Origin of the sequence: Haemophilus parainfluenzae, assembly GCF_900450995.1 — a bacterium.
Lineage (GTDB): Bacteria > Pseudomonadota > Gammaproteobacteria > Enterobacterales > Pasteurellaceae > Haemophilus_D > Haemophilus_D parainfluenzae_O.
Genome location: NZ_UGHY01000002.1, coordinates 2031075 through 2044141, shown reverse-complemented (window position 1 = coordinate 2044141; position 13067 = coordinate 2031075). Strand labels below are relative to the sequence as shown.

Sequence of the window (13067 nt, the reverse complement as noted above, 5' to 3'; positions counted from 1 at the left end):
CGTTGAGTTGTTCGAACGATAGGAATGTTAAGAATAAAACACTTTTAATTCAAAGGCTTAACTTCTTAATAAGAAATGATTGCTTAAATCGAAAGAAAAAGCCCCTTAAATCGAAAGACTAAGAGGCTTTTATAGGAAACTATGATTTTTTAGGTGGGAAAATTGCTTTTATAATGTCGTTTGATTCATCAATTAACTTGTAAAAAGTGTCTGCTGCGATATTGGTATTTCTAATTCCTGATTCTTTTAGATCTGCGTTGATAACATCAAATAACTTATTTCTGCTATCAAGTTTTGGATAACATTTTTTAACCAATAAAGCGAACAGTTGCTTTTGTGGAGAACTTATTCGGCCGCTTTGGTTTGTTAAACTAAGAGAGTCTATTATCTTTTGCTTTTCCTCAAGCTCTGATTTTAATTTTTTGATTTCTTGCTCTAAATCATCACATCTTAAAGGGTGACCAGATGGCGTAAGTTTGATCAAATCATCATAGGATATTTTGATGTCACTAAAATTTATACGAAAAGTATGCTTCATATACAACTGATTATCTTCATTATATGAAGGATATTCCATTTTAAAATTAAATGAATTAAAGATATCAGCCTCTAAAGGGTTTTGAACATTAAATTCGTCCAACATCAAATAATTTGTATTTCTTAATGAGTGCTGTGGTAATGATTTCTCACAAAACACATCCAATAATTCTGGATGTAAAACTATATAGCCTTTGTATTCATTAATTTTATTTTCTTTATTATATGATAAGTACAATCCTCCGTTATCCTCAAGAATTTCATCAGAAGTTATTTCCATCTTTGATAGCTTATCTTCCAAAGATAATATATTTTGATATTCGTACTCTATCACTTCCTCTTTGAAATAAACTTCAGAATCTTCATATAGGAAAAAACCTTCAGTATCCATTCTGCCAATTTTTACTAATTGATTATCTTTAATTTCAATATTCAATAAAAATCTAATCTTTCCTTCCATAGCATAGGAATACAATAGATTTTCTTTTATTATCGAATTTGTTTTTTGATTAATAAAATCAACTGCTTGAGTTAAAGAGTAAAAATCTAGTGGTAACAATCCCATAAACGCCCCTTTCGCATTTGCCCTTATGATAGGAGCGCACCAACAAGATAAGGTTTCTTGCTTTCGGGGATCAGCCTAGATGCGCTTTATTTGATTAATTATCCCTTTAAATTGATAGTGATATTGCCTAATCGAGTTTCTTTTCCGTCATTTCCAATATGCGTTATTGTTCCGCTAATGAACGGTTTATTTTCCTCTTGTTTTTGTAAAATCCGTTGAATGATAGGGCGTTGTAATTCCTGTTCCGCCCAGCTAGATAATATTTCGTCTTGTTCTAGCGGTTTTGGTTTCTCTTTTATCTTGTATATTAGATAACAAAAGAAGGCAATAGCACCTATTAGAAAAGCTAGTAAAGGCCATTTTAATATTGGCCAAAAGATGAAAACCAACAAGCCAACAAAAAGCAATATGGCTAAAAACAACAAAAAATCTAAAGCAGAAAATACAAATAAACCAAATGCGGATAAAACGGATTTAATCATACTTTCCTCCTTGTTTTCCCTGTTTATTTCTTGTTCTATTTTATCAAAGTTTAGATACGGTAAGCTACGTTTATTTCTTATTTTTGCGCTTAGATTATAATAACTTTGCTACAAATTTGTAGTACGTACCCTAAAGCATTTTTTAGGGAAAATTTTAAGAATTTAGCAATTTGATAATATGTTCGTGCGATGTAGTCACGTATAAAAAATCCCCACGTTGTGAAACGTAGGGATTTATTTTATCTTCTTTTCGCAATTCTTCTTTCTGCCTTTTTCATATCTTCAAGATTTTTGTGCGCGATATGATAAATTGTTTCTAACACTTCCATATTGGGGCTATTTGGTCTGTTGTTTATTTCTCGTTTTGCTGCATCGCATTTACATTGAAGAATGTAGATAACTTCGTCCAGTGGATATGGTTCATAATCATCATACAAGCTAATAAAAGTGAAAAGTGCGGTAGATTTCTTATAGTGTTTCACCGCTGCTATTAGTAAGTTCTGTTTTGCCTCTTTACATCTAATCATATATCCAATCCGTTAAATTCTTCTAGTGCCTGTTTGTGTTCGTCTGATAGTTCGAAAATTAAATCACCGTATTCAAGTTGATAAATTCCGAAAGACATCAGGAACGCTACGGCGGGGTCTATTTTGTTTGCTGCTTTCTTCTTGTTTGGTTTAATGTTGGCGTTGGCATCGGTTTCCATCACCACATTGGATAGCGCCCAGGTAAGCACTGGATCGCCATGATGTTCTATCATCTGTCTATTTATTAATACTTCTGCACTTTTCGCCACCGGGCTAAATCGTTGATAGGTTTGCGGGAAGGGTTCAACCTCAAGCCCAGCCGCTTGTAATTGTGTGCGTAAATGGGTTGCATTCCATACGTCAAAGCCAATCATCTTAATATTGAAACGTTGTGCATCTTTCAAAATATCATCTCTGATTTTGTCGTAGTCGATACAGTCGCCCTCGGTTGCAATCAGCCAACCACTACGCACCCAGTTTCGATACATCGCACGGTTTTTATTTGCCACGTTATTAAGTTGAAATTCAGGGATATAATGCCGAGTAACTAACCGCACTTTATTCCCTTGTGGAAAGGTATAGCAAAGACTGGTTAAGTCATTGGTGCTGGATAAATCCAGTCCTAAATAACAATCTTGGTGAAGTAAATCGCTTTCGGTGTACTGCCGTTCGCATTGCGCCCAGTTTCCTTCGCCTAGCCACGGGGTTGTGCCTTGACACCATACGTTAAATCGCTTGGTAAGCATTTCCACCCATTCGGAAGGAATCCCCCTCGCTTTTTTAATCGTGTTCTCAAAATCAAGGTAAGGAATGGATTTACCAATATTGGGATTGGCTTTTATCCAGTTCTCTTGTTTGTCGATTTCGTTTTCTTCGTCTAGTTCAAAAATCAATACGAACAAGCTATCGTTCTGCTCATTCCCTTCAAGGATTTGAGCGCAATAATCATAGTGCTGTTTACAAGCCGAAATCACGTTACTTCCCGCAGTTGTAATAGCAAAGAGCAAACCTTCTGGGCGTGCGCCTTGTCCTAGCTCTAACGCGCTATAGACGCTGTTGTCCGTGTGTAGGTGATATTCATCAACAATCGCTAAACTAGGGTTTGTGCCTTCAATGGTTGAAGATTTGGCGGCAAGCGGTCGCATGATACTGTTGTTCTTAGGGTTGATGAGTTTGTGCTGTTGAATATTGAGCCGTTTTTTCAGTAAAGGCGAAAGTAAGCACATTTGACGCGCATCATCAAAAACGATTCGGGCTTGGTCTCGGCTCACGGCTGCCGTGTATATATCCTGTTGGCCGCCTTCCATCACCAAAAACCAATTGGCTAAAACGGCTGCTACCGTTGATTTAGCGTTTTTTCTTGCCACTTGAACGTAAGCAGAGCGATATTTTCTTAATCCTGTATCTTTTCGTTTAAAGCCCAGAATGTTGGCAAAGAGGAAAACTTGCCAATCTGAAAGAATAATTGGCTCACCGCGTAAGTGTCCTTTAACGTGTGGGCATAGTTTCGAGAAAGCGATAAATTTTTCTACCGCACTTTGATCAAAGAAATAATCGGGGTTGTTTAAATCGTTAAAATAACGCGCTACGGCTTGTTTTATCTTCTTACAAGCCACTATTTCACCTGATTGAATTTTCTCTGCGTATGCGTGCCAGATTGCCATATTTAGCCTACATTGTGAGGATTTCATCAATCATATCGGTTGAATCAACTTCAACAGGATTTTTTCTACGGCTAACTGGATCAAAGCCTAACAGTGAGGACATTTTCACCATCACTTTTTCTGCATCAGCTTTAGCTGACAGTGCGGGCTTTCTTGATTGTGTGCCTTGGCTATTTACTATTGAAAAGCCGTTTTTATGAATATCCTCAACTGCAGCACGGAAAAGAGAGTAATTAACACAATATAATTCAAGGTGAATTAAGTCCGCATCTTGAATATCACCACGTTCAAGAAGTTGTGGAATTCGTTCTTTCCATACTGTTTTCGCGATTGGATCTAAAAAACTAGGTGGATTATGCGTTTTTTTCTTGTTTTTTGTTGTCATTGTATTTCCTTATTTTCAAAAAAATTACCTTGCGTAAAAATTTGTATAGGGGGGCGGTTCCGAAGGGTTGCCACTTTCTTTTTTAAATTGCCCCCACCCGGTCTAATCAATCTTCTTCGCACCAAATCCGCGTTGGTCTATCACTCGTGTTTTATAGCTGTGACAATCACGACATAAAGGCTGATGATTGCTTGCTACCCAAAACAATGGATCGGATTGTCCGTTCTCTACCGGCTTGATATGGTCTATCACTGTTGCCGGAGTATATTTGCCTTGCTCTAAGCACATCACACAAAGGGGATGATGCTTTAAGTATTGCTCGCGGTATTTGCTCCACTTGTGGTCGTAACCGCGTGCGCTACTGTTTGGGCGTGTGTCCTTTGGCTTGTGCTCCTCGCATCTACCGGACTTTACTTTGTTTCTACATCCAGGATAGCTACAACGTCTTAATGGTTGGTATGGCATCGGTTACTAAATCCTTAGTAAGCGCACGGTTCTCTATACACTTCCCACAATGCGGAAATCGTCATTGGTGCCGGTTTAAGGTTGGCTAAGTCTGTGACGGCTTCGCGGTTCGTGTAGAGATAGGCGATATACATTAAACAACCAATCTTAATCGCCGAGGTAAAAGGTATGGTCTTTTCCGTTTCTTCTTCCCCAAAGGTTTTGCCAATATGCTTTTGGCATACTTCCAATGCGGCCACCTTATAGGCTTCCAGTAACTCATTATCTAAATCGTGATCGAGATTTAAGTGCGCTTTGATTTCATCAATCGTTAAATTAATTTCCACCATTGCCGGTTAGCTCCTTACAAATAAGCTGAAGTTCTTTGTGCGCTTCTTTACTATCAATAATGTTGATTATCTCTAGCGAACGGTTCCCATATTTCACGCGCATAGTGTTATCAACATTAGTTCCGTAACGTATGCGAATGCGCACAGTATTTTCATTTAATGGCACCGCACCGGAGAAGAACTCTCTACCTTGTAACGGTTCAACCGCTGCGCGTATATTCGCAACGGTTTTCCACTTACTTACAAATCCGCCATAATCATTAGTTTCGTTTACTTGTTTTTGTAAACTTATCGCCTTGTTATATTTACCGGCTCTAATCATTCTAGGCATCGTTCACCTCGTTTTCGTTTACGCTATCACCGCGTTTAACTTCTACGGTTTGTTTCCATGCTTGGCTGAATTCATCACCGCCAGCATAAGGCGGTAAGCCTTCACGTCTGCGCACTTCGTTAGGTGACATTACGCCAGCTTTAATTGCCACATCATAACTATTGAAACGTTCGTTTTGACTGGTGCGGAGTAAGTCGCTTGTGTCAAATTCGATTAAGTGCCGTTTCTTGCTATTGCTCGTTAAGTCAATCATTAAGGCATCTTTAAGCTGTTGTTCAAAGTTAGTTAGCCATGGGCGCAAGGTTTGTGATAAGAACGCTCTACTAGCCTCACTGAAATTCGCATAGCTACTATTGGAATAATCTTGTAGGAAAATCGGGCTTATGTTGTAGATTCGGGCTATATCGGAAATTGTGAAGGTTCGACTTTGTAACCATTCGGCATCTTGGTTTGTCATGCCTAATTGTTTGTATTCCATTGAGCCTTCAAGGATTGGTGTTTTCCCCGCGTTCTTTGCGCCTTTGTAACGCTCTAAGGCTTTCACTGCTTTCTGTGCTTTCGCATCGTCTAGCCATTCAGCCGTTGAGATTAGTCCGCTTGCCATCAATCCGTTTTTCATGATTGCTGCACCGTGTCGTTGTTGTGCTAAACCTAATCCAATCGTTTCACGGCAAACAGTTACAGGTGAACGCCCCATAAATCCATCAAGGGAACTATGGCGTAAGTGTAAGATTTCATCTTGAAGATAGTTTTTAGTAACTCCGTTTAAGTCCGTTACTTGGTAAATATGCTCGCCTGTTACTTTACGGAAGATATTTACTGCGCTCGGCTGGTAAGGTGTAAGGCTTACAGGTTCGCCCTTGTTATTCCACTCAATCACCGCGTAAGCATTACCAGTTAGCAAACAATGGCGCATCATCGTATATTTAAACTGGTAAGGCGTTTGATTGCGGTTTGGCATTTCGTTTAAAAGATATTCAACGGGGTGACGGTAGATTCTTTCACGGCCATCTTCTTTTAGTGCGTACAGATAACAAGGCATAGATGCCACCGCCTCGGCGATTACTGTTACGGCGTTCATAACCGCTGGTAGAGCCTCTGCCGTTTGTGGGCTGACATATTCGCCCGCACCTGTATTATTTACGCCCATGTAAGATAGGAATTCATCAATAGTTATTGGTTCGCTGCGTTGCTCTTTTCGTCTAAAAGGATTCCACATATTAAGCCTCCGATACATCAAGCCAGCGTTTTAAGATAGTGTTTGATTTACCCTGTGTTTGTTCTTTTGCTGCGACCATTGAACGCTTAGCGATTTCTACGCTGCTTTCCGGATAGGCTGGAACGCTTGTTACTGTAACCTCAAAGAGATCTGCTTTAATTACGTTTCTTTGATAAGGCTCTACATCAAAATTCCATTCTTCTTTAATCGCTCTGAATCCGAAAGACATCCCTGTAATATCACCGCGAAAAACGCTAACTAATAAATCTTTTCCGATTGTTGTATCGGGCGGAATTAGTTCAAAGCGTAAGCCGATTGAATCTTCTTCTAGCTTTAATGTTCCCGCACTTGTTCGACCTAGTAACTTGGTGTAGTCATGTTCAAAGAGTGCGCGCACATCTTCGCCACTCGCTAGGCTGTCACTGAAAGCTTTAGGCGCAAAGGATTCCACAAAATCACAGTAAAGCACTTGTGAAGGGCTATTCCATTTCACCGCATAACCTACTAGCTTTTGATTTTCTTCATCGGCTGAAAGTGTTGCGGAGCGGATTTCAAATTCTTTATTCATATTTCACCTATTAAGCAAAAAAAGGGGCTTTCGCCCCTCTATGATTTATGCTGTTGTCTCAATCACTTTGATAGCGTTTGAATCTACTACGCCACCGCCTAAATATTTATCGGTGTGTACTTTATAGAATCCTGGTTCGGTTAAGTTGTCCGGACGGGTTCGCACGCCTGTTTCGTGATCTACAATGAAATATCCGCGTTTGAAGTCACCGAAGGCAATTACTGCTTTATTTGCTCCACCTGTCGGCATTGTTTCTAAGAAGTGGACTGGACGACCTAATAATGTTGCTGGGGCATCGGCTGTTAAACCATCGCGCCAGATATAATCGCCGTTTTTGTTTTTAAGTTTTTGTAATGCTGCCGCAATCGTTGATGACATCACCCACACTGCATTTTTGCGGTATTTGCTATGAAGTGTATAGAACGCATCGATTAAAGTATCTGCATCAATCTTCGCTACGCCTGCCACTTCAATTTTTTGAAGTTTGCCGAATTGTCGAGTTTTGTCATCTTCGGTTGTGCGTTGATAGGTTAAAAAGCCTTTTGATTTCTTGTTACCATCACCGGAAGTTAAATCAGTTTCTTCTGTTTCTGTGAAGGTCTCAGAAATTTCATCAGTTAGCCAACCTAAAACATCAATGCTTGAGAAGTCTAAGATTTCTTGTGTAGTCTTAGGGTAAGCATAGATTGAATTTAAAGCGATTGTTACTTCATGAAGTTTCGGGGTTGCTGTGCCGTTGCGTGCTGTGCCTTCTGTGCCGTGTTCTACTGCTGCACCGCCAGCCGATACTAATTTTTTGTATTCTTTCGCTCCAACCGGTAAGCGTACTACGTTACAAAGTTGGCGCATTACGCTATCGTCTGTTAAGCGTTTCATTACATCTTTGTCTAACTGTGGGATAACTGAATATCCACCATCTTCACCGTTAGCCGTAGTTAAATTGCGAAGTTCACCAGTTTTTACATAATGGCGTAACTCATCATTTGAAAGTTGTTTCATGTTACGTTGTTCTACCTGTTGAGATTGTTCGTTAAGGTTACGTTCTTCATCAGCCACCGCCTCATATTTGCTGATTTCATCGCTCATCTGTTTAACTAAATCTTTCAGCTTTTCAAAATCCACTGATTCAGATTCATTCAATGAACGATTTTCTTTTTCTGCTTTTTCAAGCATTGAGCGCATTTCTGCGACTTTTTCCGCCTTTTGTTGGCGTAACTCAATTAATTTTTTAAACATATTCATCTATTCCTTATAAGATTTTTTAGTCTAAATTTAGACGACTTCTATTAAGTCAAAATATAATATATAGCGTTTTGATTATTAAATAAATATCTTATTTTTCAATAGTTTAGTTACGATTAGATACGGTAAGTTAAGATTGTTTGGTTGCTTAAATTTTGAACAGTTATAGACTAAATATTCTGTATCGAGATATCTTTTTTTGATTGGTGAACAAAGGTGAACAATGGTGAACAGTTGGTGAACAATAGAAAAGAATATAACTATATAATAAATAAAGAGTTTTAAGGATTGGTGAACAAGGTGAACAGTTTTTCTATAAAATTTTTAACGCACGGCTTATTAGTGGTATTATGGCATCAGAAACTATCATAAATTTTTAGTGAATTTGATTTTTAGTAACAAGCTTAGTAACAAGATTTTTGCCCTTTAAAAATAAACATTTAAAATCAATGTAATACAAGCAAATTCGGGTTCAGCTAGTGCACCATATTGCAATCCCAAGCTTTTTAGCTTAGGATTTTTTCTTTTTATCCCCTGCTTAATTTGAATGAATCTTTTCTAGATAACCCATATATAAATGAAAATAATTTGCATTGATTGACGTAAACGTTTTCGCTATACTTTGGGCTCTCTTATTATCTATTGGGAAGCAATTATGAATTTTAAATTAAGCCTTATTTCAACCGCACTTTTAACCACTTTTTCCATTTCTACGTTTGCAGAAACTGAGCAGACCGTAGATACAAATACCGAAACGCTTGAGCAAATTAACGTTCAAGATACGGGGATTAAACAAAATGGTTACCAAATGACTGGGACATCTGTCGTATCAAAAGCTGAAGTGCCAGTATTCGACACGCCAAACACAGTAAACATTCTTTCAACTAAACTACTAGAAGATCGCAAACCTGAATCACTCATTGATGCTCTTTATAACGTCAGTGGTGTGAGTCAAGCGAATACGTTAGGTGGTATGTTTGATGCTATCCAAAAACGTGGTTTCGGTGGAAACCGCGATAACTCAATTATGCGTAACGGTTTACAAGCTGGCCCAGCTAAAAACTTTAGCGCGACAACTGAAACCGTTGAAGTTTTAAAAGGACCTGCATCCGTACTTTATGGTATTCAAGATCCAGGTGGTGTAGTTAATATCATTACTAAAAAACCACAACAAACACCACGTTATGTCGTTGGTGGAACCTTAGGTAATCATAGCCTGTGGGGAACGCAATTAGATTTTACTGGTGGTTTAGGAAATGGTTTTGCTTACCGCTTTATCTATGACAAACAAGAAAAAGACTACTGGCGTAATTTTGGCAAAGTGAAAAATACGACTTACGCACCCTCTCTTTCTTGGGAAAATGATAAAACTAAAGTGCTTCTTTCTTATGAACACAAAGATATTCTTGAGCCATTTGATCGTGGTACAAATCTTTTAACGGCAACTAATGCATTACCGGATATTCCTGTATCGCGTCGTTTAGATGAGCCAAATAATGAAACCACGGCAAAAACCGATAACATCGATTTCAAAATTGAACACAAATTAAGTGATGGTTGGAAATTAAATGCAGGTTACAGCTATGCTCGTTACAAATATTTCTACGATCAAGCTCGTATTACAAATGTTAACGTTAAAACACGTACAGCCCGCCGTGCAATTGAACAGCAACAAGGCGATCAACGTGTTCATAGTGGTACATTAAATATCGTTGGTGAATTTGGTATTGGTGATATTGCTAACCGCTTTGTAGCGGGATTGATACTATGCGTAATATTCGCGATATTGGTCCTATTTATAACCAAGGCATCATGAATTCTGATATCAATATTGATAATCCAAACTATACCAGCCCTGTTGCGGAACATAAAAATGGTAACGGCAATGCCTACCAATATAACTATCTCAAAACCGTTGGTGTTTATATTCAAGATACCGCCTACTTTACAGATAACTTTATTATGACGGGCGGTTTACGTTATGAGTATTTTGATCAATTTGCAGGACGTCATTGCTTAAATGCGGCAAACTGTAAAAAAGGTCAAAATCTAACAAAAACCGGAAATACCGATCAGCACGATGGTAAATTATTGTATCAATTAGGTGCCGCATATAAATTTACGCCACATATTGCGACCTTTGCAAACTACTCTGAGTCTTTCCGTCCACAAATGAGTGTGGCAACACCAGTTAGCGGCGATTTAAAACCAGAACAAGGTAAATCTTTTGAAATTGGTGCAAAATACGAAAACTCAGGCTTTAATGCGACACTTGCATTATTCAATATCAGCAAACGTAATGTTGCTGAGGCTGTTGGTTCTGGTTCAAATGCGCAATTGAATATCGTCGGCAAACAACGTTCTCGTGGTGTGGAATTCGATCTTAATGGTCAAATTACGGATAGTCTAAGCGTAGCAGCTAACTATACATACACCAAAGTAAAATCACTTGAAAATGAGCTTTATCCTGATGCAGTAAATCAACAACTTTCTGGTGTACCAAAACATCAAGCTTCTCTATTCTTAGCTTATAACGTAGGTGAATTTGATTTTGGTAACATCCGTGTTGGTGGTGGTGCTCGTTATTTAGGTTCCTGGTATGCCTACAATAATACTTATACAAAAGCATACAAATTACCTCATGCCGTGGTGTATGATGCCTTTATTGCTTACGATACCAAAATCTCTGGCAAGAAAGTCTCTTTCCAACTTAATGGTAAAAACTTAACAGATAAAACTTACTATCCATCTACCTCTGGTAACGCAACAAACACGTTAATCCCTGTTGCATTAGGTTATGGACGTGAATTTATCCTTAACACGAAAGTTGAGTTTTAATTGAGCGCACAATACGAGGGCGAATATTTCGCCCTTTTTTTCGTTTTTTACTTTATTGGATAATCAATGAATTGGCAAACTGAACTTAACTCAAGTTTAAGCTGGATTTTGACCGCACTTTTCTGGATAATTGTGTGCTTTAGCGTGACGACACTGGCACTCAAACAAACCACATTCGGTCAGAAGTTTTGGCATATTGCATCCCCTTCGATTAATCGCCGTAACAGCATCAAAATCATCGTTATGCTACTGGTGTTGTTTACCATGATTTTGTTAGAAGTGCGCTTCAGCGTACTCAACTCTTTTTTCTATAATGGGCTTTATAGCTCAATGCAGGAATTAGATGCGGATAAGTTTTGGTTCTTTGCAAAACTGAATGCCCTTTTAGTATTGGTACAAGTCATCCACTCCATCGCTGATTATTTCTTGCAACAAGTATTTGAAATCCGTTGGTTGGAAAGCTTGAATAAAGTCCTTGTTAAACGATGGTTAGAAAATAAAAAATACTATCGCCTCAAATACGAAAAAGATTTGCCCGATAATATTGATCAACGTATTGAACAAGATGCACGTGAATTTATCAGTAGCACCGTCAAAATTGTGCGGGGCATGATTAATTCAATTCTGACTACCATTGAATTCACCATCATTCTTTGGTCACTGTCTGGGGTGTTGAGCCTTTTCGGCTTGAATATCGAAAAAGGTGTTGTTTTCTTTATTTATGCCTTTATTATCCTCGCAACATTAATGTCCGTTTGGATTGGTCACCCTTTAATCAAGCTAAACTTCAATAAAGAAAAACTCAATGGTGACTACCGTTATTCTTTAATTCGAGTGCGAGATAATGCGGAAAGTATCGCGTTCTATCAAGGTGAACAGCAAGAACAGCATTTACTGAAAAATAAATTTGCCGAAATCATTCATAACCGTTGGGCAATTGTATTGAGAATGCTGGGGTTAGACGGATTTAATGGAAGTGTCACGCGCGTTGCAAAACTCTTACCGTTAATGCTGCAAGCGCCTCGTTTTTTCACTGGACAAATCAAGCTGGGCGATATGCACCAAACTGTGCAAGCATTTAACCGATTAATGACCGCACTTTCCTTCTTCCGTTTGTTCTATGAAGAATTTACACTCTACCAAGCGCGTTTAAATCGTCTTTATGGTTTTATGACTAAGTTGGATGAATTAGATCATTCAGAGGTTCATCAACCCATGAAATGTTCTAACCGTGTTGCATTGTCAAACTTTGGTATTAAAGATGAGCAAGGTAGATTGTTGCTTAATAACTTAAATATTGAATTAAAAAATGGTGATGCTTTATTAATTCAAGGTCCATCTGGCACTGGGAAAACATCCCTATTAAAAGCAATGGCTGGAATTTATCCTTTTGAGACAGTTGGCTTAGTAGAACACCCTTGCGTGACTAGTTTGTTCCTACCACAACGTCCTTATATGCCACAAGGCACGTTACGTGAAGCGATTTGCTATCCAGATATTGATCCTTATCATCCTGAATTGGAAAAAACACTCGCAGATTGCTGTTTGGATAAATATCTTCATAGTCTTGATATAGATAACGATTGGCAAGCTATTTTGTCACCGGGTGAATTACAGCGTGTGGCATTTATTCGGATTTTACTGACGAAGCCTGAAGTGGTCTTTTTAGATGAAACCACATCAGCACTTGATGAGCCAACAGAATATCTCCTTTATAAAACGATTAAAGAGCGCTTACCGAATATGATCATTCTAAGTGTCGGCCATCGTGGTACATTACATCAATTCCATAACAAGCAATTAGATCTGGCAGTCTGCATCGTATAAATAACAAAAGGCTAAATTATATTTAGCCTTTTCTCTTTATAAGGCCTATACGGCTACCTAGAACTTGCACAATGCTTGCTACACACCC

At 38.4% G+C, this 13067-nt stretch carries 12 protein-coding genes and 1 pseudogene; 2 read left to right on the top strand and 11 right to left on the bottom strand.

All coding sequences use genetic code 11. The features are described 5' to 3' along the window. Positions 1 to 139: 139 nt before the first annotated feature. The 11 genes from DX522_RS10345 to DX522_RS10295 form a co-directional block, all read right to left on the bottom strand. Positions 140 to 1102 carry a hypothetical protein gene (locus tag DX522_RS10345; protein WP_065243201.1) on the bottom strand — a complete coding sequence of 321 codons (963 nt, stop codon included), beginning with the start codon at positions 1100 to 1102 and terminating at the stop codon, positions 140 to 142. 98 nt (positions 1103 to 1200) lie between these two features. Further along, positions 1201 to 1584 (bottom strand): hypothetical protein, encoded by a 384-nt coding sequence (locus tag DX522_RS10340; protein ID WP_065243200.1) that lies wholly within the window; start codon positions 1582 to 1584, stop codon positions 1201 to 1203. A gap of 239 nt (positions 1585 to 1823) precedes the next feature. Beyond that, positions 1824 to 2111 (bottom strand): hypothetical protein, encoded by a 288-nt coding sequence (locus DX522_RS10335; protein WP_081279069.1) that lies wholly within the window; start codon positions 2109 to 2111, stop codon positions 1824 to 1826. Further along, the gene (locus tag DX522_RS10330) at positions 2108 to 3775 is read right to left on the bottom strand and encodes a terminase large subunit (protein WP_115180729.1); all 1668 of its coding nucleotides are present in this window, start codon (positions 3773 to 3775) and stop codon (positions 2108 to 2110) included. The genes DX522_RS10335 and DX522_RS10330 overlap by 4 nt, the downstream gene beginning before the upstream one ends. 7 nt (positions 3776 to 3782) lie before the next feature. Beyond that, positions 3783 to 4160 carry a phage terminase small subunit P27 family gene (locus tag DX522_RS10325; RefSeq protein ID WP_115180728.1) on the bottom strand — a complete coding sequence of 126 codons (378 nt, stop codon included), beginning with the start codon at positions 4158 to 4160 and terminating at the stop codon, positions 3783 to 3785. Positions 4161 to 4262: 102 nt separating this feature from the next. Further along, on the bottom strand, positions 4263 to 4625 hold the full coding sequence (locus DX522_RS10320; protein WP_115180727.1) for an HNH endonuclease signature motif containing protein: 363 nt from the start codon (positions 4623 to 4625) through the stop codon (positions 4263 to 4265). Positions 4626 to 4639: 14 nt separating this feature from the next. Then, the gene (locus DX522_RS10315; protein WP_115180726.1) at positions 4640 to 4954 is read right to left on the bottom strand and encodes a head-tail connector protein; all 315 of its coding nucleotides are present in this window, start codon (positions 4952 to 4954) and stop codon (positions 4640 to 4642) included. Next, positions 4941 to 5285 (bottom strand): phage head closure protein, encoded by a 345-nt coding sequence (locus tag DX522_RS10310; RefSeq protein ID WP_115180725.1) that lies wholly within the window; start codon positions 5283 to 5285, stop codon positions 4941 to 4943. Before DX522_RS10310 ends, DX522_RS10315 begins: the two co-directional genes overlap by 14 nt. After that, positions 5278 to 6504 (bottom strand): phage portal protein, encoded by a 1227-nt coding sequence (locus DX522_RS10305; RefSeq protein WP_115180724.1) that lies wholly within the window; start codon positions 6502 to 6504, stop codon positions 5278 to 5280. Before DX522_RS10305 ends, DX522_RS10310 begins: the two co-directional genes overlap by 8 nt. 1 nt (position 6505) lies before the next feature. Then, a complete protein-coding gene (locus DX522_RS10300; protein WP_115180723.1) occupies positions 6506 to 7072 on the bottom strand; it encodes an HK97 family phage prohead protease in 567 nt (188 codons plus the stop codon). Positions 7073 to 7117: 45 nt separating this feature from the next. Continuing rightward, positions 7118 to 8308, bottom strand: coding sequence for a phage major capsid protein (locus DX522_RS10295; protein WP_115180722.1), 1191 nt, complete (start codon positions 8306 to 8308; stop codon positions 7118 to 7120). Positions 8309 to 8969: 661 nt separating this feature from the next. Between DX522_RS10295 and DX522_RS11975 the strand changes: the two are divergent. Further along, positions 8970 to 11152, top strand: a pseudogene (locus DX522_RS11975) (TonB-dependent siderophore receptor). A 66-nt stretch (positions 11153 to 11218) separates the two neighbouring features. Next, complete coding sequence (locus DX522_RS10285) at positions 11219 to 12979, top strand: ABC transporter ATP-binding protein/permease (protein ID WP_115180721.1); 1761 nt, start codon at positions 11219 to 11221, stop codon at positions 12977 to 12979. The last annotated feature ends 88 nt before the right edge of the window (positions 12980 to 13067 follow it).